The sequence below is a fragment of the Streptomyces sp. NPDC026672 genome (genome assembly GCF_040638185.1).
GTDB lineage: Bacteria > Actinomycetota > Actinomycetes > Streptomycetales > Streptomycetaceae > Streptomyces.
On the sequence record NZ_JBEZXS010000004.1, the window covers coordinates 319,321 to 344,430 of the forward strand.

Below are 25,110 nucleotides of genomic sequence, written 5' to 3' on the forward strand. Positions count from 1 at the left end.
TGTGGCGACCGGAAGGTCAGGCGCGCTGGCGGGCCTCACGCGCCGCCGCCTGCTGCTGCGGCGCGAGGAACGGCTCGGCGGACCCGGCGGCCTCGGGCCGGGGGAGCGCCTTGAAGACCCAGGAGCGGTACGACCAGAAGCGGAACAGGGTCGCGACACCGATGCCGAGGAACTTGAAGACGTTGCTCTGCAGCGGGCTGTCCCAGCCGAAGCCGTAGGTCGCCGTGTACAGCACGCCGTTCTCGATCACCAGGCCGACCACGCTGAACAGCAGGAACAGCGTGAGCTCCCGGGTACGGCCGCTCTTGTCGCGGTCCCGGTAGGTGAAGTAGCGGAACCCGATGTAGTTGAAGACGATCGCCAGGACGGTCGCGATCACACTGGCCCGGACGACCTGGAGGTCGGTCACGTGCCGCATCAGGTTGAAGACGCCGAGGTTGACGAGGAGGCCGGCACCGCCGACGGCGCCGAACTTCGCGACCTCGTGCGTGAGCCGTTGCAGCCCCGAGGAACCACGTTCCATGGTTGGGCAGTCCCCCGTTCGTGAGTGTTCGCCGACCCAGTCATGCTAACCACCGGACCTAGGGCACGCCTCTGGACGAGCTCAAGAGTCGGACATGAGTCGTGAAGAGGACGGCTAAAGGGCCACTGGAGGGTGAAAGCGGGACAGGAGCAGGTGAAAGGGAAGGTAAGAGCCACCGCGGGGCGCGGAATCAGGCCGTGGTGGCGCGGCGGATACCCTGGGGGCGTGACGTTCCCGGTAGTCGGCATGGTCGGCGGGGGTCAGCTCGCTCGTATGACACACGAGGCGGGCATCCCGTTGGGCATCAGGTTCAAGCTTCTCAGTGACACCCCCCAGGACTCGGCGGCGCAGGTCGTGAGCGAGGTCGTCGTCGGCGACCATCGCGACCTCGACACGCTGCGGGCCTTCGCGCGGGGCTGCGACGTGATCACCTTCGATCACGAACACGTACCCACCGAGCACCTCCGTGCCCTGGAGGCGGACGGCATCCCGGTCCGCCCGGGGCCGGACGCCCTGGTGCACGCCCAGGACAAGGGCGTGATGCGCGCGCGGCTCACGGCGATCGGTGTGCCCTGCCCGCGGCACCGCATCGTCTCCGACCCGGAGGACGTGATCCGCTTCGCGGCCGAGGGCGAGGGGTTCCCGGTCGTCCTCAAGACCGTCCGCGGCGGCTACGACGGCAAGGGCGTGTGGGTCGTGGAGTCCGCGGAGGAGGCCGCCGACCCGTTCCGCGCGGGCGTCCCGGTGCTCGCCGAGGAGAAGGTCGACTACGTCCGCGAGCTGGCCGCCAACGTCGTCCGCTCCCCGCACGGCCAGGCGGTCGCCTACCCGGTGGTCGAGTCCCGGCAGGTCAACGGCGTCTGCGACACCGTGATCGCGCCCGCACCCGGCCTCGACGAGGACCTCGCGATGCACGCCGAGGAGATGGCGCTGCGCATAGCCAAGGAACTCGGTGTCGTCGGCCACCTCGCCGTGGAGCTGTTCGAGACCCGCGACGGCCGCGTCCTCGTCAACGAGCTCGCGATGCGCCCCCACAACTCGGGCCACTGGAGCCAGGACGGCGCGATCACCAGCCAGTTCGCCAACCACGTCCGCGCCGTCCTCGACCTCCCGCTCGGCGACCCGCGCCCGCGCGCGAAGTGGACCGTCATGGTGAACGTGCTCGGCGGCGACTACCCGGACATGTACTCGGCGTATCTGCACTGCATGGCCCGCGACCCCCAGCTCAAGATCCACATGTACGGCAAGGACGTGAAGCCCGGCCGCAAGGTCGGCCATGTCAACACCTACGGCGACGACCTGGACGACGTCCTCGAACGCGCACGTCACGCTGCCGGTTACCTGAGAGGCACGATCACCGAATGAGCCCTGTTGTTGGCATCGTCATGGGGTCCGACTCCGACTGGCCCGTGATGGAGGCCGCCGCCCAGGCCCTCGACGAGTTCGAGATCGCCTACGAGGTCGACGTCGTCTCCGCGCACCGCATGCCGCGCGAGATGATCGCGTACGGCGAGCAGGCCGCCGGACGCGGACTGAAGGCGATCATCGCCGGGGCGGGCGGCGCCGCGCACCTGCCCGGCATGCTCGCCTCCGTGACCCCGCTGCCGGTGATCGGGGTGCCCGTGCCGCTGAAGTACCTCGACGGCATGGACTCGCTGCTGTCGATCGTGCAGATGCCGGCCGGTGTCCCCGTCGCCACGGTCTCCGTGGGCGGTGCCCGCAACGCCGGTCTGCTCGCGGCCCGCATCCTCGCCGCGCACGACGAGGAACTGCTCGCCCGCATGCGCGAGTTCCAGCAGGAGCTGAACGACCAGGCCACCGAGAAGGGGCGGCGGCTGCGCTCCAAGGTGGAGGGGTCGAACGGCTTCGGCTTCGGGAAGTGACGGGTATGACCACTTCACCGAACCGGCCGACCCCGCCGCCCCCGTCGTTGTCGCCGTCCTCGCTCGACGAGGCCCGGGAGCTGCTGCGCGAGTTCCCCGTCGTCGACGGGCACAACGACCTCCCGTGGGCGCTGCGCGAACAGGTCGCCTACGACCTGGACGCGCGTGACATCGCAGGCCACCAGCACGCCCATCTGCACACCGACATCCCGCGGCTGCGCGCGGGCGGCGTCGGCGCGCAGTACTGGTCGGTCTACGTCCGCTCGGACCTGCCCGACCCCGTCCCGGCGACCCTCGAACAGATCGACTGCGTACGGCGGCTGATCGACCGTCACCCGGGCGACCTGCGGGCCGCGCTGACCGCCGCCGACATGGAGGCGGCGCGCGCGGAGGGCCGTATCGCCTCGCTCATGGGCGCGGAGGGCGGGCACTCCATCGCGAACTCCCTCGGCACCCTGCGCGGTCTGTACGAGCTGGGCGTGCGCTACATGACGCTCACCCACAACGACAACGTCGCCTGGGCGGACTCGGCGACCGACGAGCCCGGGGTCGGCGGTCTGTCGGCGTTCGGCCGCGAGGTCGTGCGGGAGATGAACCGCCTCGGCATGCTCGTCGACCTCTCGCACGTGGCGGCGACGACGATGCGCGACGCGCTCGACACCTCCACGGCGCCGGTGATCTTCTCGCACTCCTCGTCGCGCGCGGTGTGCGACCACCCGCGCAACGTCCCCGACGACGTGCTGGAGCGGCTGCCCGCCAACGGCGGCATGGCGATGGTGACGTTCGTGCCCAAGTTCGTGCTCCAGGCGGCCGTCGACTGGACGGCCGCCGCCGACGAGAACATGCGCGCGCACGGCTTCCACCCCCTCGACGGCACCGCCGAGGCGATGAAGGCGCACCGCGCCTTCGAGGAGGAGCACCCGCGCCCGGTGGCCACCGTGTCCATGGTCGCCGACCACCTCGACCACATGCGCGAGGTCGCCGGCATCGACCACCTCGGCATCGGCGGCGACTACGACGGGACGCCCTTCACCCCGGAGGGCCTGGAGGACGTCTCCGCCTACCCCAACCTCGTCGCGGAACTCCTCGACCGCGGCTGGTCCCGGCCCGACCTCGCCAAACTGACCTGGCAGAACGCGGTACGGGTGCTGGGCGCGGCGGAGGACGTCGCCCGTGATCTGAGGACGACCACGTCCCCGTCCCACGCGACCCTGGAGTCCCTGGAGTCCCTGGACGGCTGAGCGGCCTCAGGGCTGTTCGATCCGGCACAGGCAGAACGGGTGCCCGGCCGGGTCCGCGTACACGCGCCAGGAGCGGGAGCGGTCCTGGGTCTCCAGGGGCTTCGCGCCCAGGGCCAGGACCTCCTCCTCCGCCGTGTCCAGGTCCGGCACGTCCAGGTCCAGGTGGAACTGCTGGGAGCCGTCGGACGAGGGCCAGCGGGGCGGTACGTACCCGGGGGACGCCTGGAAGGAGAGCGTCTGGCCGTCGGACAGCTTCAGGTCGATCCAGTCGTCGTTCTCCTCCGTCGTGCCGCCCACCACGGCGGCGTAGAAGGCGGCGAGCGCGCGGGGGTCGGGACAGTCCAGGACGACGGCACCGAGTCGAGCGAGAGCCATGACTCCTCCTTGAGCGGCTGGTGTTACCCATGACGGTGTTACCCATAGCGGCTTACAGGTGGTAACCGTTACTCCATGGTCCCGTACAGGAGGTAACGTCGCAAGCATGAGTGAGCGAGCGCCCGCGCCGGGCGGGCTGGCCCTCGTCGAGGCCCTGGTGAACACCCTCGACATCGAGACGGGCGACGACACGCTCGGCACCGAGGAGGGACGGGCGCGGTTCGGGCTCACGCGGGACGAGGTGCCGTACGCCCGGGAACTGCGCGAGTCGCTGCGGGTGACGCTGCTCGCCCACGCGGGGCATCCGCCCCACCGCGCGGTGACCCCGCTGGGGCGGCTCCTGTCGGACGCCCCGCTGTACGTGACCGTGGACCAGGACGACGGCACGGCGGCGCTCGCCCCCGCGGAGGACGCCCCCCTGGTCTCCCGGGTCGCCGCGGCCGTCGCCGGCGCGCTGGTCGAGGGCACCTGGCAGCGGCTGAAGGCGTGCGAGTCGGTGACCTGCCACTGGGCGTACTACGACCGCAGTCCCGCGGGCCGGGGCCGCTGGTGCTCCATGGAGGTGTGCGGGGCCCGCGCGAAGATGCGCCGCTACCGGGCCAAGGAACGGTAAGGCGGACCTGACGGGCACTCGGATTGGTGCAGAATGCGACCAGGCACCGGTTCGGCCGACTGAGCCTCGGCCGAACCGGTGTCACCCCGGCCGGAGGGTCACGCCGTGGGGCGGCCCATCGCCCGGTAGGTCCAGCCCGCGCGGCGCCAGGTCCGGGGGTCCAGGGCGTTGCGGCCGTCCAGGATGATCCGCGCGGCCACCGCCTCGCCCAGCGCCGCCGGGTCCAGCTCGCGGAACTCCGGCCACTCGGTGAGGTGCAGCACCACGTCGGCGCCCCGGACCGCGTCGAGCGCCGTGCGGGCGTAGCCGAGGGTCGGGAAGACCCGGCGGGCGTTGTCCATGCCCTTGGGGTCGTACACCGTGACCTGGCCGCCCTGGAGGTGTATCTGACCGGCCACGTTCAGCGCGGGCGAGTCACGGACGTCGTCCGAGTCGGGCTTGAAGGCGGCGCCGAGGACCGCGACCCGCTTCCCCAGGAACGAGCCCCCGCCCAGCGCCTCCCGGGCCATCTCCACCATCTGGCCGCGCCGGCGCATGTTGATGGAGTCGATCTCGCGCAGGAACGTCAGCGCCTGGTCCGCGCCCAGCTCGCCCGCCCGCGCCATGAACGCCCGGATGTCCTTGGGCAGACAGCCGCCGCCGAAGCCGATCCCGGCCCGCAGGAACTTCGGGCCGATCCGGTCGTCGTGCCCGAGCGCCTCCGCGAGCTTCGCGACGTCGCCGCCCGCGGCCTCGCACAGCTCCGCCATCGCGTTGATGAAGGAGATCTTCGTGGCGAGGAACGAGTTCGCCGAGGTCTTCACCAGCTCGGCGGTCGGGAAGTCGGTCACCACGAACGGCGTGCCCTCGGCGACCGGCGTCGCGTACACCTCGCGCAGCAGCTTCTCCGCCCGCTCGCCGCGCACGCCGACCACGATCCGGTCCGGGTGCAGCGTGTCCTCGACGGCGAAGCCCTCGCGCAGGAACTCCGGGTTCCAGGCCAGCTCGGCGTCGGCCCCGGCGGGCGCGTTCTCGGCCAGGTAGGCGGCCAGCCGGTCGGCCGAGCCGACGGGCACCGTGGACTTGCCGACGACCAGCGCGGGCCCGGTCAGATGCGGGGCGAGCGAGGCGATCGCGGCGTCGACGTACGACATGTCCGCCGCGTACTCGCCGTGCTTCTGCGGGGTGTTGACGCACACGAAGTGCACGTCGCCGAAGGCCGCGACCTCGGCGAAGTCCATGGTGAACCGCAGCCGGCCCGACGAGCCGTCCAGCCCGGCCACGTGCCGGCGCAGCAGTTCCTCCAGCCCCGGTTCGTACATCGGGACCTCGCCGCGCTTCAGCATCTCGACCTTCTCCGGCACGACGTCCAGGCCGAGCACCTCGAACCCCAGCTCGGCCATGGCCGCGGCGTGCGTCGCGCCGAGGTAGCCGGTGCCGATCACAGTGATCTTGAGGCTCATGGGTAGCTCCAGAAGGGGACGTCGGGAGGTCGAGGCCGAGCATAGCCGGGGTGTGGATCAACCCCTCGGCGGGCAACTTCCCCGCTGTCGTCAAGCTCACGTAGGCGTCCCGCGGACGGCCCCCTAAAATTTGAGTTACTTAACGGTAATTAGCGTCATGCTGCGTCAGTATCACTGCGTCTTTGGAGCGTGAGAGACCTTGGCCGGATCGGCTGACTTCGACCTGTACCGCCCCGCCGAGGAGCACGACATGCTCCGCGACGTCGTCCGCTCGCTGGCGGAGACGAAGATCGCGCCGTACGCCGCCGCGGTGGACGAGGAGGCCCGCTTCCCGAAGGAGGCCCTCGACGCCCTGGTCGCGAACGACCTGCACGCCGTGCACGTGCCGGAGGAGTACGGCGGCGCGGGCGCCGACGCGCTCGCCACCGTCATCGTGATCGAGGAGGTGGCCCGCGCCTGCGTGTCCTCCTCCCTCATCCCGGCCGTGAACAAGCTGGGCTCCCTGCCGGTGATCCTCTCCGGCTCCGAGGACCTGAAGAAGAAGTACCTCGGCCCGCTGGCCAAGGGCGACGCGATGTTCTCGTACTGCCTGTCCGAGCCGGAGGCGGGCTCCGACGCGGCCGGCATGCGGACCAGGGCCGTGCGCGACGGCGACCACTACGTCCTCAACGGCGTCAAGCGCTGGATCACCAACGCGGGCGTCTCCGAGTACTACACGGTGATGGCCGTCACCGACCCCGAGAAGCGCTCCCGCGGCATCAGCGCCTTCGTCGTCGAGAAGTCGGACCCGGGCGTCTCCTTCGGCGCCCCGGAGAAGAAGCTCGGCATCAAGGGCTCCCCGACCCGCGAGGTCTACTTCGACGAGGTCCGCATCCCCGCCGACCGCATGATCGGCGCCGAGGGCACCGGCTTCGCCACGGCGATGCGCACCCTCGACCACACCCGCATCACCATCGCCGCCCAGGCGCTCGGTGTCGCCCAGGGCGCCTTCGACTACGCCAAGGGCTACGTCCAGGAGCGCAAGCAGTTCGGCAAGCCCATCGCCGACTTCCAGGGCATCCAGTTCATGCTCGCCGACATGGCCATGAAGATCGAGGCCGCCCGCCAGCTGACCTACACGGCCGCCGCCAAGTCCGAGCGCGGCGACAGCGACCTCACCTTCCAGGGCGCGGCGGCCAAGTGCTTCGCCTCCGACGTGGCCATGGAGGTCACCACGGACGCCGTCCAGCTCCTCGGCGGCTACGGCTACACCCGCGACTACCCGGTGGAGCGCATGATGCGCGACGCCAAGATCACCCAGATCTACGAGGGCACCAACCAGGTGCAGCGCATCGTCATGGCCCGCAACCTGCCGTAGTCGGCGGCCGGGTCCACCGGAAGGCGTCCCGCGGGGCGCCTTCCGTGTTTCCCGGATGGCAGGGCCGGGCGGCCGGGCGTAGGACGGAACCACACGGGGTCCGCCCCGGATCCCTCTCCCTCGTCCTGGAGGAGCCATGACCCAGCCCGGAACCATGAGCGCCATGAGCAAGGAGATGCAGGACTGCGTGGAGGCGTGCATGGCCTGCCACAGCACCTGCGAGGAGACCATGAGCGCCTGCATGTCCATGGGCGGCCAGGCCCAGATGCAGATCATGCGCGCGCTCATCGACTGCTCCGAGATGACCCGGATGTGCGCCGACATGATGATGCGCCGCTCACCCCTGTCGGCCGAGATGTGCGCGATGTGCGCCAGGGCGTGCGACATGTGCGCGGAGGCGTGTATGGCCCTGCCCGACGATCCCCAGCTGATGCGCTGCGCCGAGTCCTGTCGCCGCTGCGCCGAGATGTGCCGGACGACGGCGGGCGCCCGGATGTGACGTCCCTCCCCGCACACGCCCGGGGGCACCCCTTCGCGGAGTGCCCCCGGGCGGTCGGGCCGAGCGGCCCCGCGGTCGCCGTCAGTTGCCGGTGACCGTGACCTTCTCGTCGTTGTTCAGCTCGTTCACCAGCGTCTTGACCTTGGCCTTGTCCCACAGGAGGTTGCCGCCGCTGGAGCCCGAGACGGGCATGTTCAGCGACGTGCCGTCACCGCCGTTGACGCCCTTCATCGCCCAGAACATCGACGCCAGGCTCCACAGGCTCATGTCCTTGTCGACGGTCAGCGAGTCGAGGCCCGCGCCCATCGTCGGATAGAACTTGAACGGGTTGAGCACCGTGGACGGCGTCGCCACCTGGTGGGCCAGCGCGGCCAGGAACTTCTGCTGGTTCTTCGTGCGCTGGAGGTCGGAGGCGGCGAAGGCGTGCCGGGTGCGGACGAACGCGAGGGCCTCCTCGCCGTTCAGGGTCTGCTTGCCCGCCTTGAAGTCGGCGCCCGAGTACTTGTCCTTGAAGCCCTTGTCGATGTCGATCTCGACACCGCCGACCGCGTCCACGATGTTCGCGAAGCCGGCGAAGCCGATCTCCACGTAGTGGTCGATGTGCAGTCCGGTGTTGAACTCGACGGTCCGCACCAGGAGGGTCGGGCCGTCCTCCGCGTAGGCGGCGTTCAGCTTGGTGTGCCGGCCGGTCGCCGGGTACGTCTTGCCCGACGCCGAGCCCTTGTACGAGGGGATCTCCACGTCCGAGTCGCGCGGCAGCGAGATCAGCGTGTCGCCGTTGCCGCCGACGTGCAGGATCATCATGGAGTCGGTGCGCTGGCCCTCGGCGGAGCCGGTGTGCAGTTTCTTCTTCTCCTCGGCCGACATGCCCTTGCGGCTGTCGGAGCCGACGATCAGGTAGTTGGTGCCGTCGCCGGCCTCGGGACGGTCGATGACCTTGGACAGGTCGACGTCCCGGTGCAGCTTGGAGTCGGCCCAGAAGTAGGTGGCCACGGAGGTGACGACCAGCACGGTGACCACGGTGATCGCGGTCAGCTTGATCCGCCGGCGCCAGTTCGGCGCGGGCCGCCCGTACTCGGGTCCGCCGCCGTGTCCGCCCGAGCCGCCGCCGGGGGCGCCGTAGACCTGGCCGGTGTTGTACCCGCTGTCGTAACCGCCCTGGCCGCCGTCGTGTCCCGGCTGCTGCGGCACTCCGCCGTACGGCGGCGCGGACGGGCCGGGGCCGTAGCCGCCCTGCCCGTGTCCGCCCTGTCCCGGCGCGGGCGCCGGGCCGCGCGGTATCTGTCGCATCACGCGGGCGCCCTCGGGCTGCGCGCTGCCGCTGCCGCGGCCGTAGCCGTTGCCGCGGTTGTGGTCGGACCATCCCTCGGGCCAATCATTCATGCCGCCCAGTGTGCCGGGGAGGGCCAGGCCCGTTACAAGGGTCGTCGGAAAATAAGAGCGGTGCTGTTGCCAAGCTGACACAAAATTCCCGGATGTTGCTTCGGCATAAGGTGGAGGCCATGACAGACCAGGACCCGACCGCAGAGTCCGACATCCCGGGCAGGCCCACGTCCGCCTCGCGGACCACGCTCAGCCACATCATGACCCACAACGACACCAACCTCCTCGGCACGGTGCACGGTGGCGTGATCATGAAGCTCGTGGACGACGCGGCGGGCGCGGTGGCCGGCCGGCACAGCGGCGGGCCCGCCGTGACCGCCTCGATGGACGAGATGGCGTTTCTGGAGCCGGTCCGCGTGGGTGACCTGGTCCATGTGAAGGCGCAGGTCAACTGGACCGGCCGGACCTCCATGGAGATCGGCGTGCGGGTCCTCGCCGAACGCTGGAACGAGTCGGCCCCCGCCACCCAGGTCGGCTCCGCGTACCTGGTCTTCGCGGCCGTGGACGCCGACGGCAACCCCCGCCGGGTCCCGCCGGTCCTGCCCGAGACGGAACGCGACGAGCGCCGCTACCAGGAGGCCCAGATCCGCCGCACCCACCGGCTGGCCCGCCGCCGCGCCATCCGGGAACTCCGCGAGAAACGAGCGGCGGAGGGCCTGGAGGACTGACGGCCGCGCCGGCCCCCGCCCCGGTCGGGCCGCGGACGCTCGTCCGGACCCGCGGGGCACGGGCCCGTGCCGGGCCGAGAGCGCGGCACGGGCCCGTGCCGGGCCGAGAGCGCCCGCCATGTGCCGCGCGCCCCTCGTCCCGGGCGGGAGGTCGTCTTCCGGCCGGCCCCCGGAGGGCTACGCCTCGTTGCGGCACACCGCGTCGTCGCCGTGCAGGACGCCGTTCGCGTCCTGGGTCTGGTCCTCCGTGCGGACCCTGCGGACCGTGTTCGCGTCCGTGCCCGTGATCACCTTGAGGACCGGGCCCTGGCCGGGGACCGCGCGCGCTTCGCTGCCCGGCAGGGCCGCCTCCAGGGACGTGGCCGAACGGTCCCAGCGGGGGTCGTAGAGGACCAGCGTGCGCCGCACGTCGTGCTCCTTCGCCGTCACCGGCTTCCGGGTCGTGGCGAAGCCGGTCGCCGCCAGCGCCGCGTCCACCCGCTGGGCGAGCCCCGCCGTGTCCGTGCCGTTCTCCACCCGCACCCGGATCGACGACGGCGGCACGTCCACCGTCACGGCCGGCGGCCGCGGCGGACGGTTGGCGGCCAGCGGCCGGTCGTCGCGCAGCGCCTGGAACAGCCGCGCCGACTTCGCGCCGTCCCACTTCAGCGTCGAGCCGACGCCCTTGACGGCGTATCCCATCCGCCCGATCGGAACGGTCGTGAACTCCGACGACGAGGGCGAGAAGTTCCGCATCGCCCGCCCCAGGTCGAGCAACTCGTCCGTGCCGAAGCCCTCGTCCGCCCGCACCGACCCGAGCACCGACCGCGTCACGTCCCGGAACCGCATCGGGTTCAGCAGCATCCCGGACGAGGTCGCCCGGTCGATCAGCGCCGCCATGAACCGCTGCTGCCGCTTCATCCGCCCCAGGTCGCTCGCCCCGTCGACGTGCCGCGCCCGGACGTACTGCAGTGCCTGCCCGCCCATCAGCGTGTGCGCCCCCGCCGGCAGGTCAAGACCGGTGTACGAGTCCTTCATGGGCGCCGCCGTGCAGATCCGCACGCCGCCGAGCACGTCCACCGTCTTCATGAAGCTGGTGAAGTCGACCTCCAGATAGTGGTCGATCTTCACATGGGTCATGTTCTCGACCGTCCGCACGGTCAGCTGCGGCCCGCCCTCCGCGTACGCCGCGTTGATCTTGAGGGGATGCGGCGCGTGCCGCTTCCCGGTGGTCCCGTCGACGTGCTCGGGCACCTCCGCGTACGAGTCCCGCGGCAGGCTCACCACACTGGCCCGCTCCCGGTCCTCCGAGATGTGCACGATCATGAGCGTGTCCGTGCAGTGGCACGGCGCCCCGCCCAGCCGGTACCGGCGCCGCTCCTGCTCGCTGATCCGGTCCCGGCCGTCCGTGCCGACCAGCAGCACGTTCATGCCGTGCCCCGCCTCCGGCCGGTTCTTCATGTCCCTGAACGGGTCGACCCGCGCGATGTCCGCGTCCAGGCTCGTCACCACCGCGTGCCCGATCCCGGCCGAGGCCAGCACCACCACCGACAGCGTGGTCGCCGCCCGCATGGCCCAGCGCGGCCGGGTGCGCCGTACGGGCGCCGGCCGCGGCCGCCGTGCGGGCCGCGGCTCGGGCGGCCGGGGCGGGCGCGGCGGCCGTGCGGGGGAGCGGGGCGGCGTGGCGGGCATGGAAACCTCCGCGGGGCAGGGGCCCCTGGGCCGTACGTGGGATCGTGAGCACCGTAGGCCCATACGATCTCCAGCCCGCGGCGGCGACCCGGCGGCGCGCACCGGTGTCCCCCGTTCGCGGTAACGTGAGCCCTCTATGAACGCCAACTCCGACGTGCGGCGGCCCGCCGTTTCCGTGATCATGCCGGTCCTCGACGAGGAGCGGCACCTGCGCGGGGCCGTCCAAGCGATCCTCGCGCAGGAGTACGCCGGCGAGATGGAGGTCGTCATCGCCCTCGGTCCGTCCACGGACCGCACGGACGAGATCGCCGCCGAACTCGTGGCCGAAGACCCCCGCGTGCACACCGTCCCCAACCCGACCGGCCGCACGCCCGCCGCGCTCAACGCCGCGATCAAGGCGTCCCGGCACCCGATCGTCGTCCGTGTCGACGGCCACGGCATGCTCTCCCCGAACTACATCGCCACCGCCGTACGGCTCCTGGAGGAGACCGGCGCGCAGAACGTCGGCGGCGTCATGCACGCCGAGGGCGAGAACGACTGGGAGCACGCCGTCGCCGCCGCGATGACCTCGAAGATCGGCGTGGGCAACGCGGCCTTCCACACGGGCGGCGCCGCGGGCTCGGCCGAGACGGTCTACCTGGGTGTCTTCCGGCGCGAGGCGCTGGAGCAACAGGGCGGCTACAACGAGGAGTTCATCCGCGCCCAGGACTGGGAGCTGAACTTCCGCATCCGTGAGGCCGGCGGCCTGATCTGGTTCTCGCCGGAGCTGCGGGTGTCGTACCGGCCGCGCCCGAGCGTGCGCGCCCTCGCCAAGCAGTACAAGGACTACGGCCGTTGGCGGCACGTCGTCGCCCGCTACCACGAGGGCTCCATCAACCTCCGCTACCTCGCCCCGCCGACCGCCGTGTGCGCGATCGCCGCGGGTGTCGTCGTCGGCGCGGCCGTGACCCCGTGGGCCCTCCTCGTCCCGGGCGGCTACCTCGTGGCGATCGCCGCGGGCTCGTTCCCGGCCGGCCGTGGCCTACCCCTGAAGGCCCGCCTCCGGATACCGGTCGCCCTCGCCACGATGCACATGTCCTGGGGCTGGGGCTTCCTGACGAGCCCCAGGTCCCTGGCGAAGAAGGTCATCGCCTCCCGGCGCCCGGCGGTGCCGAGCGCGCACTGAGCGCGGAGCGTCAAGGGGAGGGGGCCCCACCCTTGCGGGTGGGGCCCCCTCCCCTTGGGCTCTCTCGGCTCGCTACCACTGGTAGGGCTTGTAGACGTCCATGCACTGGCCCTCGTCCGCGCCGTTCAGGGCGTCCGCGTTGCTCGGCAGGTCACCGGCCTTCGGCGGGGACTGCTTCGGATAGGCCGTGCCCGTGCGCCAGTCGGCGCCCACGGCGACCGTCACGCCCGAGACGTCGGTCGACTGCTTCACCGAGGCGAGCGGGATGCCAAGCGACCTGGCGACGGCCTCGGCGTCGCCCTTCAGGTCCGCGCTCGGGTAGCGCACGACCGTCCGGTCCTCCGAGAGTCCCGCCGTCCGGTCGGCCTGCGCCCGGGTGTAGCCCTGTCGGCCCAGCGCCCGCGCGATCGTGTTAGCCCGGCCCGGGACCGGCGCCTCGGTGGACGTACGGGTGGCGTTGCTCACCAGCACACCCAGCCGGTCCGGCGCGGTCGTGGGGGCCTGGCTCCGCTCCGGCTGCGCCGTCTTCGTCGCGTCCGCCTCCTTCGCGTCGTCCGTGCCGTTCTTGTCGAACGACACGTCGTCGCGGAGCATCTGCCACATCTTCTCGGCGTTGGCGCCGTCCGGCACGACGTGGTTGGCGTCCAGCGGGTCCTTGACGTTCGGCATCGTCGTCATCGTGATGCGGTCCGTCGGCACCGACTTGAGCTCCATCGCCAGGTCGTACAGCTTCTTGACCGTGCCGATCTCCTCGGAGACCTGGAGCGACCTGGTCGCCGCCTCCGCCAGGCCCGTCAGCCGGGGGGTGTCCGTGAAGACGTTCTGCGCCTTCAGCGTGCGGATCATCGAGTTCAGGTACATGTGCTGGGCCCGGGCCCGCATCAGGTCGCTGCCCCAGGCGTGCCGGGTGCGCAGCCACTGGAGGGCCTGCTTGCCCACCACCTTCTGCGTGCCCGCCCTCAGCTTCAGGCCCGAACCGCCGGGCACCGACGCCGTCGGCCGGTCCCACACGTTCTGGTTCACGCACACGTCGACACCGCCGATGGCGTCGGCCATGTCCACCACACCCGCGAAGTCGATGGTCATCCAGTGGTCGATGTAGACACCGGTGAGGTTCTCCCAGGTGGAGAGGGTGCATCCGGCCCCGCCGCGGGCCAGCGACTCGTTGATGATCGTATTGGTCGCCGGGTACGTCTTCCCGCTCTCCGGGTCCGTGCACTTGGGGATGTCGACGCGGGTGTCGCGCGGGATGCTCACCATGGCCGCGCTCTTGCGGTCGGCGGACAGGTGGATGAGCATCTGCACGTCGCCGAGCGGCGGGTTGCCGCGGTTGGCCCTGCTGCCGCCGAGCTTCACGTTCTCGTCGGAGTTACGGCTGTCCGAGCCGATGAGCAGGATGTTCAGCGGGGTCTGGCCGGCCGCGTTGGGCTTCGCCCTCTCCGCCTTGGAGTCGCCGGTGCTGCGCCGCCCCTTGTGGATGTTGTCGTTGAGGTGCTGGTAGTAGAGGTAGCCGGCTCCCGCCGTGCCGAGTATCACGACCGCCAGTACCGTCGCCGACCAGCGCAGCACCCGCCGTCTGCGCCGTCTCCGGTCGCCCTTGGAGCCGCCGTCGCCCGCTCCGCCCTCGCCCGCTCCGTCCCCGCCCTCGCCGCGGTCGTCGGCCGTCTCCCGGCCCCGCCCCGCGTGCGACGACGTGTCGTCGACCGCGAGCGCGTCCCCCCGCACATCGCTCTGCGTCAATTCCTCGCCCTCCCCACCCTGCTGCGCCACACACGGGCCCCTCCCGCGTCCGGTTAGACGCGCGAGGGGCCCGCGGGGTTACCTGTGAAAGTCCTACAAATGTGCGACGACCGCTTGTGCTACGACGCGCACTGGGCCTTGTCGGCCGTGGACTTGTTGTCGTCGCTTATCTCCGGCGCCTTCGTCGGCGCGGTCAGGCGCACCCCGGCCCCCTTGAAGTCCTTGCCGAGGGTCAGTGTCATCGCGGGCAGGCCCTGCGAGTTCGTCACGCTCTTGCCCGGCTTCAGCGCCGACCCCGGCAGACCCATGACGGCGGCCAGCTTGCGAGCCTGGTCCGCCTGGTCGGGAGCGTACTCCAGCGTGGTCTTGTCGAGCTCCGCGGGCGCGTTGCCGGCGTTCTCCGACTTGGTGATGCCCTCGTCGTTCTGGAGCCACCCGAGGGTCTCCTGCGCGCCGCCGGACACACCGCTGCCGTTGAGGATCCGCACCCGCACGTCGGCGGCGTCGGACTGGGGGCCCTTGAGCCGCGCGGCCTGGGCGTCCTTGGCGGCCTTCTCCTTCTTCTTGACGTCGGTGAAGGAGACGTCGTTCTTGATCGCGTCGAAGACCGGCGGGGCGGTCGGGCCGACGATCACCGTCTTGTGGACGACACCGTCGGCCGGGTTGTCCACCACCGGCACCGTGAGGAACGTGATGTTCTTCGGCGGCACCTTCTTCAACTCCAGGGCCACGTCCTTGAGTGTGCTGACGCTGCCGATGCCCTTGTCGACGGTGAGCGCCTTGGTGGCGGCCTCGGCCAGCTTCACGAGCTTGGCCGGGTCGGTCAGGGTGTCGCCGGAGGACATCTTGCGCATCAGGGAGCCCATGAACTGCTGCTGCACCTTGATGCGGTCCAGGTCGCCCTGGTTGCCGAAGCTGTGCCGGGTACGGACGAACGCCAGCGCCTGCTCGCCCTCGACCGTGGACTCTCCGGCGGGCAGCTTCAGGTGCGAGTCCTTGTCGTTGACGGCGTGCGCCAGGCACACCTTCACACCGCCCACGGCCGTCGTCAGCGTCTTGACCGCGTTGAAGTCCACCATCATGAAGTGGTCGGGTTCTATCCCGGTCACTTCCTTCACCGTGCGCATGGTGCACCCGGGGTCGCGGCCGTCCTGGCCGAGGCTGGTGTTGAAGCGCTGCTGCGAGGTCCCCGGGATGACCTCCTCGGAGCCGTCGGGCTGCTTCGTCTGGCAGTCCGGGATGTCGACGACCAGGTCGCGCGGGATACTCAGCGCGGTGGCGTTCGACCGGTCCTTCGCGACGTGCAGCAGGATGTTGGTGTCGGCGTGCCCGACGCTGCCCTTGTCGCCGTACCCCTCGTTGCCCGCACCCGTGCGCTTGTCGGTGCCGATGATGAGGATGTTGAAGGCCTCGTCCTTGCTGAAGCCCTTCGCGCCCGCGCTTCCGATGTCCGTCGTGCTGACGTTGCCCTCTAGGTGCTTGAGGTAGAGGTAACCGCCGGCCGAGACCGCGACCAGCACGAAGGCCATCGTGCCGCCGGTCCAGAGCAGCACCTTCTTCGCCTTCGACTTCTGCTTGACCGGCGCCCGCCTGCCGCGGCGCCCCGGCGGCGGCTCGGGTTCACCGCGCCGCCTGCGCTGCGCCGGGACCTCCCGGCCCTGCGCCGCGGCGTCCCGGCCCGTCTCCCGGCTCGCTTCCCGGTCCGTCTCACGTCCGGGCGCGGCGGTGCGACCCCGGGGATTTCCCCCGGAGTTCCGCGGTCCCGAACGACGAGGTCCCGGAACCGGCGATTGCGGTGCGGAAGGAGCCAGTCGCAGTTCGTATTCGCCGGTGTTCGGATTGAGCACCCACTGGTCTGCGGGATCGATGTTGTCCGCCCGCCCACGGCCTTGCGCGTCCACGGTTGTCCAAATCCTCCGTCGGGGCCACGCGGCGCCTTCCCCCTCCAGGCGCTCGGTTCACTGTCAAACAGTGCACGGCCCCAGGACGGACCTCGTGGCATGGTGCACCGGGTCGCTCACACTATCCGTCAAGTTCATCGTCAAACGACGGTGGTGACAAATTCCACGTCCATACATCGGGCAATCCGCCGCATATTCCTGAAGAGAAGTACCCGAGCTTGGGATCGGCTTTACCGGCAGCCGTCATCGGCGGCCGTGTAGCCCCGGAACGAGGGCGACGCGGACGGATCGTCCTTGCGCCCCGAATTGCCGCTGCCCGTGTCCGATTGCCCACGGGCCGTATTCGTGACGGTGACGGGCCCGTCGGTCCGCAGCAGTGCGAAGAGCTTCTCCGCCTCGGGCTCCACGAGCTGGTCCCGGTTCGCGTTGTAGACGTACGACTCCCGCGGCACCGTCAGGAACTGCACCCGGGCCGTGGGGACGTTCCGCAGTCCTCGGACGAGTTGGTACAGACCGCGCAGACTGGCCAGCTCCGGGTCGGTGGTCAGCGACGAGGTGGCCGCGTCCAGCACCGGGTACAGTTTCGCCGGGTTCAGCAGGACGTCGTCGCCGCGGACCTTGTTGACGAGCGCGCCGAGGAACCGCTGCTGCCGCTCCATGCGGTCGGTGTCGCTGCCGTTGCCGAGCGACTTGCGGGCGCGCACGTACCCGAGGGCCTGCTCGCCGTCGAGCGTGACCCGGCCCGCGGGCAGCTTCAGCTTGGCGGCCTTGTCGTCGATCGGCTTCGCCAGGCACACGTCGACCCCGTTCACCGCGTCGACCATCGCCTTGAAGCCGCTGAAGTCGACGACCACGTGGTGGTCGACACGGATGTCGGTCAGTTTCTCGACCGTGCGGATGGTGCAGGCCGAACCGCCCATCTGGAAGGCGTAGTTGAACATCGCGAAGGTCGGCTCGCTGCGGCTGCCGTCGGGCCGCCGGCAGCTCGGCACGTCGACCATCAGATCGCGGGGCAGCGAGACGGCGGTGGCGCTGCGCCGGTCGGCGGCCAGGTGCAGCAGGATCGTGGTGTCGGACCGCTCGGTGCCCGAGTCCTTGCCGTACTTGCGGTTGCCGTCGCCCGCGCGCGAGTCGGAACCGATCAGCAGGATGTTCTGCGCGCCGTGCACCAGCGCGGTGGGCCGCTCGCGCTCGTAGCGGGCGAGTTCCCTCGCGGCCGCCTCGTCGGCGGTGATGTTGCCGTTGAGCTTCGCGTAGACGGCCCACCCGGCGCCCGCGGCCACCACGAGGAGTGCCCCGGTCCCGAGCGCCGTCCCGCGTATCCACCTCCGCCGTCGCCGTCGTGCGAGCCCGTCGCCGGTGGCGGAGGCCCCCGTACCCGGGATGTCGGTCACGAGCCGCACCCCCAAGCCGTACGAGCGCATCGTCCTTGCACCTACGACGATGACCCGGAACGAACCGGGGGGCGGCCGGTACTACTCCATACGGGTGACAGTCCGGCCTTCACCGGGGCATCCCGGGCGACCGCACCCGACGACGCACGGCGTCCGGCGGTCCCCGGTCACCGCCGCACCGAACTCACCCGCTCGCTCTCGATCCGCTTGGCGAGCCCGTCCTCGTCCAACTGCTCCAGGTTCCGGCACAGCACGACGGACCCCCCGACCGCGAGCGGCGCGAACAGCCCCGCGCTCAGCCCCTCCCACGTGTCGTACGCCAGCCCCGACAGCAGCCGGGACCCGGGCCCGGTCAGATCCAGCGCCGGCGCGTCCGCGCGCGCCCGCTCCACGACCTCCGCCCCCGTGTACTCCGCCCCGGCGACGATCAGCGCGGGCGCCTCAGGATCGACGGGCGCGTACGGAGCGAAGCGGTCCCCGTGCCCCGGGACGGCCACGGCGTAGTCGGTGTAACCCTCCGGCGGGGTCGGGAAGCGCCGGCCGAGCGGCGCCAGCGACAGCGCGTACCGCTCCCCGCCGCACCCGAGCCCCGCGTCCAACGAACCCGGCCCGGCCACGACGAAGTCCGCGCGCGCGGGATCGCCCGCCACGTCCGCGACCACACCCACCGACGAGCACGCCAGCAGCCACACGGCCGTCTGCCAGTGCGCGGGCAGCAGCAGCGCGAGCCGGTCGCCGGGTCCGGCGGACATCTCGTCCTGGAGGAGGTTCGCCGTCTTGGCCACCCAATTGGCGAAGGTGGCGACGGACAGTTCGACGCGTTCGCCCGTGGCGTCGTCGTAGAAGGTCACCAGGGGGCGGCCGGGATCCGCGGCGAGCGCGGAACGCAGCAGGTCGGCGGGGGTGCGATCGGTGGCGTTCACCCGCGCAAGCGTACGCCGGGCCGGGCCCGCGCACCGGGCGTCCGGGCCACCGGTTCGGCGGAACGGCGCCCGACGGGCCGTCAAGTCCCCGATGGACAGATATGTCTGATCATGTCGAAGATCGGAAACATGCGTGGATTCGGATACCTCACCGCCTCGATCGGTGTCACGTGCGCGGCCGCCCTGGCCCTGCCCCCGGCCCTGCCCGCGGCCGCCGCGCCCGCCGGGTCGGCACCGGCCGCGGACCGGGCCACGAGCGGCGGACGGACCGCCGCGGCGGCCCCCGCCGGCAGCACCCGGTCCCTGCCCCTCGTCCCCCTCACCCGTGACCGCGTCCTCGGCACCGCCCCCCAACAGGGCCTGTACCGGGCGGACGTACGCCACTTCTCACTCGTCGGCGTCGTCTGGGACGACCCCACCACCGAACTGCACGGCCGGGTCCAGGTCCGCACCCGCGACGCCGCCACCGGCACCTGGTCCGGCTGGCAGGACGTCGAGACCCACAACGCCGACCACGGCGCCGACCCCGGCACCCGGGAGAGCACCTCCGGCCGGGTGCGCGGCGCCACCGCCCCGCTGTGGGTGGGGGATTCCGACGGCGTCGACGTCCGGGTCCGCGCCGACACCGGACGGAGCGCCGCCGACGGCCGCACCGCCCCCGCCCGGGCCACGCTGCCCTCGGGGCTGCGCCTGGAACTCGTCGCCCCCGGCGCCGAACCCCCGCGCGCCGCCGCCGTCCCGGCCCTGAACAAGAAGGACACCGAACGCGAACTGCTCACCGCGCGGGCCGGCGAACCGCCCGCGGCCGAGCGGGCGAAGCCGTACGTGGGACCGCGCCCGCGCATCGTGACCCGGAAGGGCTGGGGCGCGGACGAGAAGCTGCGCGAGCGGGGCTTCTCGTACACCCAGTCGGTCAAGGCGGCGTTCGTGCACCACACGGCGTCGGGCAACAAGTACACCTGTGCACAGGCCCCGTCGGTCATCCGCAGTATCTACCGCTACCACGTCAAGAGCATGGGCTGGCGGGACATCGGCTACAACTTCCTCGTCGACAAGTGCGGAAACATCTACGAGGGCCGGGCCGGTGGCGTGACCAAGGCCGTCATGGGCGCCCACACCCTCGGGTTCAACTCGAACAGCATGGGCATCGCGGTGATCGGCTCCTTCGGCTCGTCCAAGCCGCCCGCCGCCGCGGTCACCGCCGTCGCCAAGCTCACCGCCTGGAAACTCGGCCTCTTCGGCGCCAATCCGAAGGGACAGACATACCTGAAGTCCGGCGGTGGCAATCTCTACCCAAAGGGGAAGAACGTACGACTGAACGTGATCTCCGGCCATCGGGACGGGTTCGCCACGGAGTGCCCGGGCAAGCAGCTGTACTCCAAGCTCGGGTCGGCCCGTTCCACCGCCGCGCGCTACCAGGGGCGCTGAGGCAGAGGGTCGCGTTCATCGCCGTCGGGGGGCGGTCGGGGGAACCGTACGCGGAATCCGCGTGACTTCACGGGACACCGCGCGGCCAACGAGGGCACCGTCGCACGGTCTGCATACACTGGCCGGCCGAAAGACAGTTCGGCCGGTCCCGTCAGGAAGCAGAGACGACAGGTGACAGAAGCGATCCTCCTGGTCGGCGGCAAAGGCACCCGGCTGCGTCCGCTCACGGTGTACACGCCCAAGCCCATGGTCCGGGCGGCCGGGGTCCCGTTCCTCACCCATCAACTGGCCCGCGCGAGAGCGGCGGGCGTCGACCACATCGTCCTCGCCACGAGCTACCTCGCCGAGGTTTTCGAGCCCTGCTTCGGCGACGGCGCCGCGCTCGGCCTCCACATCGAGTACGTCACGGAAGAAGAGCCCCTCGGCACCGGCGGCGCCATCCGCAACGCCGCCGCGCACCTCCACTCCGGGCCCGACGACCCCGTCCTGGTCTTCAACGGCGACATCCTGACAGGGCTGGACATCGGGGCACTCGTGGACACCCACGAGTCGACGGGCGCGGACGTCTCCCTCCACCTGACCCAGGTCACCGACCCCCGTGCCTACGGGCTGGTCCCCACCGACGGCACGGGCCGGGTCCTCGCCTTCCTGGAGAAGCCGCAGACCCCCGAGGAGATCGTCACCGACCAGATCAACGCGGGGGCCTACGTCTTCCGCCGTTCGGTGATCGACACCATCCCGGTGGGCCGCCCGGTGTCGGTGGAGCGCGAGACCTTCCCCGACCTCCTCGCGGCCGGCGCCCATCTCCAGGGCATGGTCGACTCCACCTACTGGCTCGACCTCGGCACCCCGGCGGCGTTCGTGCGCGGCTCGGCGGACCTCGTCCTCGGCCGCGCCCCCTCCCCGGCCGTCCCCGGCCGCTGCGGCGACCGCCTGGTCCTCCCCACGGCGCGCGTCGCCCCCGACGCCAAGCTGACGGGCGGCACGGTGGTGGGCGAGGGCGCGTTCGTGGCGGGCGGCGCACGGGTCTTCGGCAGCACGATCCTGCCCGGCGCCGTCATCGAGCCCGGCGCGGTCGTCACCGACTCCCTGATCGGCACCCGCGCCCGCGTCGGCGAACGCTCGGTCCTCACCGGCACCGTCATCGGCGACGGCGCGGTCGTCGGCCCCGACAACGAACTCCGCGAGGGTGCCAGGATCTGGTGCGACGCCCAGATCCCCAGAGGCGCGGTGAGATTCTCCTCGGACCTGTGACCACCCGTTTCCCGGCAGCCAGGGGCGAGCGCCGCCGACACCAACTCTCAGCTGCGCTCCTCCATCCAGGGAACCGGCTACAACCTGCCGATGTCCCCGCGGGGCATCCTCGGTGCGCGCCGTGCGGGGGTCCTGCCGCTCAGGAGGATCAACCGCGCCGCCCGGTGCCGCTGCCCCGCGTACGGCTCCAGCAGCGACAGCATCACCGCGTCGTCGGCGTACCGGTCCCCCGCGAGCGCCCACCCCACGATCCCCGGCAGATGCAGATCCCCCACGGTCACCGCGTCCGCCGCCCCGTGGCTGCGCTGCACGGTCTCCGCCGACGTCCACGGCCCCACGCCCGGCACCACCTCCAACCGCGCCCGCGCCTCCGTCTCCGGCATCCCCACCGCCTGCTCCAGCCGCGCGGCGACCCGCACGGCCCGCAGGACGGTCGACGCCCGCTTGTCGTCCACCCCCGCCCTGTGCCACTCCCACGACGGGATCAGCGCCCACGTCCGGGGCTCCGGCATGACCCACATCCGCCCGCCGACCACCCCGGAGGGCCCCGGCGCCGGCTCCCCGAACTTCCGTACGAGCAACCGCCACGCCCGGTACGCCTCGTCCGTCGTGACCTTCTGTTCCAGGACCGACGGGATCAACGACTCCAGCACCAGCCCGGTCCGCGTCAGCCGCAGCCCCGGCCGCCGGTGCCGCGCGAGCGCCACGACCCGGTGCCGGGGAGCGAACACGTCGGGATCGTCCGCGGCCCCCATCAGCTCGGGCAGGCCGTCGAGCAGCCACTCGGCCCCCGGCCCCCACGCCTCGCCGCGCACCTCACCGCCGTACATCGACACCCGCAGCGTCCCGGGTCCGGCCGGGGTCCGGCTGGCCCGCCACACGGAGCCGTCCGGCAGCGCGCGGAACGTCGGATCGGCGGGACCGCGCCGCAACGGCCCGAGCACCAGCCCGAGATCGAGCGGTCCGCGCGGCGCCCACGTCCGCACCCGCCCCGCGCCGGTCTGCCTCGGCACCCCGGCGGGTACGGCGACCTCCCCGCCGCGCACGGTCGTGCGGGTGGGCCGCGGAGCGAAACGTCCTGCCACGGGTGAGTCCCCTGAGTCGCCGGAATGGTCCTACGAGACTAAGCGCACGAACGGGGTCCCCCGCGATGCGACGACGCCCCGAGCGGGAGCGCCCCGAAGGTGCGCGGGGAACTGCGCGAGCGACCACGATGCACGGTCACTCGGCAACGCACACGAACTCCCGCGGCGCACCCCGGCCCAACCCGCGACGCACCCGCGGACGAAGGCGGAGCACACGACATCGCGGCCGACCCGGCGAAGCGCCCCTCACCGCACTTCGGTGAACGCCTCCGCCTCCCGCGCGGGCCGGGGCCGGGGCGCCTCGGCCGGATGCCCGACCGCCACCGCGCCCATCGGGTCCCAACCGGCCGGCAGGTCCAGCACCTCGCGCACCACGTCCCGGCAGAACATCGTGGACGACACCCACGCGGAGCCCAGCCGCTCCCCGGCGAGCGCGACCAGGAAGTTCTGCACGCCCGCGCCCGCCGCGACCACGAACATCTCCCGCTCGGCCGCGTCCCGCCGCGCGTCGCCGTAGGTGTGCGAACCCTCCATGACGAGGCACGGCACCACCAGGTAGGGCGCGTTGCGCAGCACGTCCCCGCGCCGCACCCGTTTGGCGACGGACTCCTCCGACTTGCCGTCCCGCCGCAGATCGGCGATCCAGGCGTCCCGCATCGCGTCCAACAGCCGGGTGCGCGCCCCGGGCGACTCCAGCAGCACGAACCGCCACGGCGTCGTGTGGTGCGGTGCCGGAGCGGTCACCGCGGCGGCCACCGCCCGCCGCACCGCGCCGGGGTCGACGGGCTCGTCGGTGAAGGACCGCACGGTGCGCCGCTGCGTCACCGCCTCCCGCACCGCCTCGGAGGTGCCCAGCCGGAACATGTCGTCCCGCGCGGCGCGCACCATCGCCCGCGCCCCCGGCTCCCCGTCCCCGGCCACCACGTGCCCCAGACCGCGCACCACGGCGACCGGCAGCCCGGCGGCCTTGCCCTTCACCAGGTCGCCCGCGGCGGCCAGTTCGTCGGCCGTCGCGACGACGGTGGCGCTCAGCGGATTGCCGTGGGCGTCCGTGCCCCCGCGCAGGTCGTCCAGGACGCGCACGCCCGCCGCGCCGATCGCGACGTCGGTGAGCCCCGCGCGCCAGGGACGCCCGAAGGTGTCGGTGACGACGACACCGACGTCCACGCCGAGCGTGTCGCGCAGCCCGTCGCGGATCGCCCGCGCGGACGCGTCCGGGTCCTCGGGCAGCAGCAGCACCGTCCCCGCCGGGGTGTTGGAGGCGTCGACCCCGGCGGCCGCCATCACCAGGCCCTGCCGGTTCTCCACGATCCGCAGCGGCCCGCGCCGCGCCACGACCCGCACGGTCTCCGCGTCGATCGCGGCCTCCCGGTCGTCCGCCGCGACGATCCGCCCCTCGGCCTTGGAGACGATCTTGGACGTCACCAGCACGACGTCCCCGTCCACGAGCCCCGGTTCGCCCGCGGCTATCACCTTGGCGAGGTCGTCCCCCCGCTGCACCTCGGGAATCCCCCCGACGGCCCACACCCGGTACGAGCCACCCGCACGCCCGCCCGTGTCCCCGGAACCCGGGCCCGGCACACCGCTCACGCCCCCCGCACCTCCTCCGCCAGCGTCAGGGCCTCCTGGGCCATCCGGGCCGCCGCGTCCAGGTCCGTCATCATCAGCGGCACCGCGCGGCAGCGGATACCCGCCGCCTCGACCCGCTCGACCGTACCCGCGTCCACGGTGTCGACCAGCCAGCCGTCCAGCAGCCCCGAGCCGTAGTGCTCGGCCACCGCCGCCGCCGTGGACTCCACGCCCACCGCCGCGAGCACCTTGTCGGCCATCCCGCGCACGGGCGCGTCCCCGACGATGGGGGACAGGCCCACCACCGGCACCCCGGCCTCGGCGATCGCCTCCCGGATGCCGGGCACCGCCAGGATCGTGCCCACGGACACCACGGGGTTGGACGGCGGGAACAGGATCACGTCCGCCTCGGCGATCGCCTCCAGGACACCCGGCGCCGGCTTCGACTGCTCGGCCCCCACGGGCACGACCGCCTCGGCCGGCACGGACGCCCGCAGCCGCACCCAGTACTCCTGGAAGTGCACCGCCCTGCGCTCGCCGTCGACCTCGACCGCCACATGTGTCTCCACGCGGTCGTCGGTCATCGGGATCAGCCGCACACCCGGCTTCCAGCGCTCGCACAGCGCCTCGGTCACCGCGCTCAGCGGATATCCCGCGCCCAGCATCTGCGTCCGCACGATGTGTGTGGCGAAGTCCCGGTCGCCGAGCCCGAACCACTCGGGCCCGACACCGTACGCCGCGAGCTCCTCCTTGAGGTGGAAGGTCTCGTCGGCCCGACCCCAGCCCTGCTCCTCGTTGATGCCGCCGCCGAGCGTGTACATCACCGTGTCGAGGTCCGGGCAGACCTTCAGCCCGAAGAGGTGGATGTCGTCGCCGGTGTTGCCGATGACCGTGACGTCCGCGTCCGGCGCGGTCTTCTTCAGACCGCGCAGGAACCGGGCACCACCGATGCCGCCTGCCAGAACCACAATGCGCATGGGGACAAGTCTGGCAGGC

General features: G+C 71.9%; 22 protein-coding genes. 10 read left to right on the plus strand and 12 right to left on the minus strand.

From position 1 onward, the window contains the following. Positions 1–16 precede the first annotated feature (16 nt). Complete coding sequence (locus AB0F77_RS06515) at positions 17–523, minus strand: GtrA family protein (RefSeq protein WP_361942431.1); 507 nt, start codon at positions 521–523, stop codon at positions 17–19. 225 nt (positions 524–748) lie between these two features. Here AB0F77_RS06515 and AB0F77_RS06520 point away from each other — a divergent pair, with 225 nt between their 5' ends. From AB0F77_RS06520 to AB0F77_RS06530, 3 genes are read left to right on the plus strand one after another with little or no spacing between them, the layout of a single operon-like run. Next, complete coding sequence (locus AB0F77_RS06520; RefSeq protein WP_361942434.1) at positions 749–1,888, plus strand: 5-(carboxyamino)imidazole ribonucleotide synthase; 1,140 nt, start codon at positions 749–751, stop codon at positions 1,886–1,888. Positions 1,889–1,908: 20 nt separating this feature from the next. Next, positions 1,909–2,406, plus strand: a complete 498-nt coding sequence (gene purE, locus AB0F77_RS06525; protein ID WP_361942560.1) for a 5-(carboxyamino)imidazole ribonucleotide mutase — start codon at positions 1,909–1,911, stop codon at positions 2,404–2,406. Between the two features lie 5 nt (positions 2,407–2,411). Continuing rightward, a complete protein-coding gene (locus tag AB0F77_RS06530; RefSeq protein ID WP_361942436.1) occupies positions 2,412–3,647 on the plus strand; it encodes a dipeptidase in 1,236 nt (411 codons plus the stop codon). 6 nt (positions 3,648–3,653) lie between these two features. On the opposite strand, the gene AB0F77_RS06535 is transcribed toward AB0F77_RS06530, so the two are convergent. After that, positions 3,654–4,022 (minus strand): VOC family protein, encoded by a 369-nt coding sequence (locus tag AB0F77_RS06535; RefSeq protein WP_361942439.1) that lies wholly within the window; start codon positions 4,020–4,022, stop codon positions 3,654–3,656. Between the two features lie 106 nt (positions 4,023–4,128). Between AB0F77_RS06535 and AB0F77_RS06540 the strand changes: the two genes are divergently transcribed. Continuing rightward, a complete protein-coding gene (locus tag AB0F77_RS06540) occupies positions 4,129–4,635 on the plus strand; it encodes a CGNR zinc finger domain-containing protein (protein WP_361942442.1) in 507 nt (168 codons plus the stop codon). Positions 4,636–4,733: 98 nt separating this feature from the next. Here AB0F77_RS06540 and AB0F77_RS06545 read toward each other — a convergent pair whose 3' ends face one another. Further along, positions 4,734–6,077, minus strand: a complete 1,344-nt coding sequence (locus AB0F77_RS06545) for a UDP-glucose/GDP-mannose dehydrogenase family protein (protein ID WP_361942445.1) — start codon at positions 6,075–6,077, stop codon at positions 4,734–4,736. 199 nt (positions 6,078–6,276) lie between these two features. On the opposite strand from AB0F77_RS06545, the gene AB0F77_RS06550 reads away from it, so the two are divergent. Both AB0F77_RS06550 and AB0F77_RS06555 read left to right on the plus strand, forming a co-directional pair. After that, on the plus strand, positions 6,277–7,434 hold the full coding sequence (locus AB0F77_RS06550; RefSeq protein WP_361942448.1) for an acyl-CoA dehydrogenase: 1,158 nt from the start codon (positions 6,277–6,279) through the stop codon (positions 7,432–7,434). 136 nt (positions 7,435–7,570) lie between these two features. Further along, a complete protein-coding gene (locus AB0F77_RS06555) occupies positions 7,571–7,933 on the plus strand; it encodes a four-helix bundle copper-binding protein (protein ID WP_361942451.1) in 363 nt (120 codons plus the stop codon). A gap of 81 nt (positions 7,934–8,014) precedes the next feature. On the opposite strand, the gene AB0F77_RS06560 is transcribed toward AB0F77_RS06555, so the two are convergent. Next, the gene (locus AB0F77_RS06560; protein ID WP_361942454.1) at positions 8,015–9,316 is read right to left on the minus strand and encodes an LCP family protein; all 1,302 of its coding nucleotides are present in this window, start codon (positions 9,314–9,316) and stop codon (positions 8,015–8,017) included. A 92-nt stretch (positions 9,317–9,408) separates the two neighbouring features. Here AB0F77_RS06560 and AB0F77_RS06565 point away from each other — a divergent pair, with 92 nt between their 5' ends. Continuing rightward, a complete protein-coding gene (locus AB0F77_RS06565) occupies positions 9,409–9,984 on the plus strand; it encodes an acyl-CoA thioesterase (RefSeq protein WP_361942457.1) in 576 nt (191 codons plus the stop codon). 177 nt (positions 9,985–10,161) lie between these two features. Here AB0F77_RS06565 and AB0F77_RS06570 read toward each other — a convergent pair whose 3' ends face one another. Then, positions 10,162–11,655: an LCP family protein gene (locus tag AB0F77_RS06570; protein ID WP_361942460.1), complete on the minus strand. Its 1,494-nt coding sequence runs from the start codon at positions 11,653–11,655 to the stop codon at positions 10,162–10,164. Positions 11,656–11,791: 136 nt separating this feature from the next. Between AB0F77_RS06570 and AB0F77_RS06575 the strand changes: the two genes are divergently transcribed. Then, positions 11,792–12,820 carry a glycosyltransferase family 2 protein gene (locus AB0F77_RS06575; protein ID WP_361942463.1) on the plus strand — a complete coding sequence of 343 codons (1,029 nt, stop codon included), beginning with the start codon at positions 11,792–11,794 and terminating at the stop codon, positions 12,818–12,820. 72 nt (positions 12,821–12,892) lie between these two features. Here AB0F77_RS06575 and AB0F77_RS06580 read toward each other — a convergent pair whose 3' ends face one another. The 4 genes from AB0F77_RS06580 to AB0F77_RS06595 form a co-directional block, all read right to left on the minus strand. Further along, positions 12,893–14,560: an LCP family protein gene (locus AB0F77_RS06580; RefSeq protein WP_361942466.1), complete on the minus strand. Its 1,668-nt coding sequence runs from the start codon at positions 14,558–14,560 to the stop codon at positions 12,893–12,895. A 119-nt stretch (positions 14,561–14,679) separates the two neighbouring features. Continuing rightward, positions 14,680–16,461, minus strand: coding sequence for an LCP family protein (locus AB0F77_RS06585; RefSeq protein WP_361942469.1), 1,782 nt, complete (start codon positions 16,459–16,461; stop codon positions 14,680–14,682). 230 nt (positions 16,462–16,691) lie between these two features. Then, positions 16,692–17,885: an LCP family protein gene (locus AB0F77_RS06590; RefSeq protein ID WP_361942472.1), complete on the minus strand. Its 1,194-nt coding sequence runs from the start codon at positions 17,883–17,885 to the stop codon at positions 16,692–16,694. Between the two features lie 137 nt (positions 17,886–18,022). Continuing rightward, positions 18,023–18,778, minus strand: coding sequence for a TIGR03089 family protein (locus tag AB0F77_RS06595; RefSeq protein ID WP_361942475.1), 756 nt, complete (start codon positions 18,776–18,778; stop codon positions 18,023–18,025). 111 nt (positions 18,779–18,889) lie between these two features. On the opposite strand from AB0F77_RS06595, the gene AB0F77_RS06600 reads away from it, so the two are divergent. Together AB0F77_RS06600 and AB0F77_RS06605 are read left to right on the plus strand one after the other, a co-directional pair. Then, positions 18,890–20,206 (plus strand): peptidoglycan recognition protein, encoded by a 1,317-nt coding sequence (locus tag AB0F77_RS06600; protein WP_361942478.1) that lies wholly within the window; start codon positions 18,890–18,892, stop codon positions 20,204–20,206. Between the two features lie 171 nt (positions 20,207–20,377). Further along, entirely contained in the window at positions 20,378–21,460 is a 1,083-nt protein-coding gene (locus tag AB0F77_RS06605) for an NDP-sugar synthase (RefSeq protein WP_361942480.1), read from the plus strand. 77 nt (positions 21,461–21,537) lie between these two features. Here AB0F77_RS06605 and AB0F77_RS06610 read toward each other — a convergent pair whose 3' ends face one another. From AB0F77_RS06610 to cofD, 3 genes are all read right to left on the minus strand, one after another. Beyond that, entirely contained in the window at positions 21,538–22,545 is a 1,008-nt protein-coding gene (locus tag AB0F77_RS06610) for a DNA-3-methyladenine glycosylase 2 family protein (RefSeq protein ID WP_361942483.1), read from the minus strand. A gap of 246 nt (positions 22,546–22,791) precedes the next feature. After that, entirely contained in the window at positions 22,792–24,135 is a 1,344-nt protein-coding gene (locus AB0F77_RS06615; protein WP_361942486.1) for a coenzyme F420-0:L-glutamate ligase, read from the minus strand. Next, entirely contained in the window at positions 24,132–25,091 is a 960-nt protein-coding gene (cofD, locus tag AB0F77_RS06620; protein ID WP_361942489.1) for a 2-phospho-L-lactate transferase, read from the minus strand. The genes AB0F77_RS06615 and cofD overlap by 4 nt, the downstream gene beginning before the upstream one ends. Positions 25,092–25,110 lie beyond the last annotated feature (19 nt).

Excerpts from the sequence above, each read along its gene's own strand:
- AB0F77_RS06515 (WP_361942431.1), bottom strand. The coding sequence starts at position 523 with ATGGAACGTGGTTCCTCGGGGCTGCAACGGCTCACGCACGAGGTCGCG.
- purE (WP_361942560.1), top strand. The coding sequence starts at position 1,909 with ATGGGGTCCGACTCCGACTGGCCCGTGATGGAGGCCGCCGCCCAGGCC.
- AB0F77_RS06530 (WP_361942436.1), top strand. The coding sequence starts at position 2,412 with ATGACCACTTCACCGAACCGGCCGACCCCGCCGCCCCCGTCGTTGTCG.
- AB0F77_RS06535 (WP_361942439.1), bottom strand. The coding sequence starts at position 4,022 with ATGGCTCTCGCTCGACTCGGTGCCGTCGTCCTGGACTGTCCCGACCCC.
- AB0F77_RS06540 (WP_361942442.1), top strand. The coding sequence starts at position 4,129 with ATGAGTGAGCGAGCGCCCGCGCCGGGCGGGCTGGCCCTCGTCGAGGCC.
- AB0F77_RS06545 (WP_361942445.1), bottom strand. The coding sequence starts at position 6,077 with ATGAGCCTCAAGATCACTGTGATCGGCACCGGCTACCTCGGCGCGACG.
- AB0F77_RS06555 (WP_361942451.1), top strand. The coding sequence starts at position 7,571 with ATGACCCAGCCCGGAACCATGAGCGCCATGAGCAAGGAGATGCAGGAC.
- AB0F77_RS06560 (WP_361942454.1), bottom strand. The coding sequence starts at position 9,316 with ATGAATGATTGGCCCGAGGGATGGTCCGACCACAACCGCGGCAACGGC.
- AB0F77_RS06565 (WP_361942457.1), top strand. The coding sequence starts at position 9,409 with ATGTTGCTTCGGCATAAGGTGGAGGCCATGACAGACCAGGACCCGACC.
- AB0F77_RS06570 (WP_361942460.1), bottom strand. The coding sequence starts at position 11,655 with ATGCCCGCCACGCCGCCCCGCTCCCCCGCACGGCCGCCGCGCCCGCCC.
- AB0F77_RS06575 (WP_361942463.1), top strand. The coding sequence starts at position 11,792 with ATGAACGCCAACTCCGACGTGCGGCGGCCCGCCGTTTCCGTGATCATG.
- AB0F77_RS06590 (WP_361942472.1), bottom strand. The coding sequence starts at position 17,885 with ATGCGCTCGTACGGCTTGGGGGTGCGGCTCGTGACCGACATCCCGGGT.
- AB0F77_RS06600 (WP_361942478.1), top strand. The coding sequence starts at position 18,890 with ATGTCGAAGATCGGAAACATGCGTGGATTCGGATACCTCACCGCCTCG.
- cofD (WP_361942489.1), bottom strand. The coding sequence starts at position 25,091 with ATGCGCATTGTGGTTCTGGCAGGCGGCATCGGTGGTGCCCGGTTCCTG.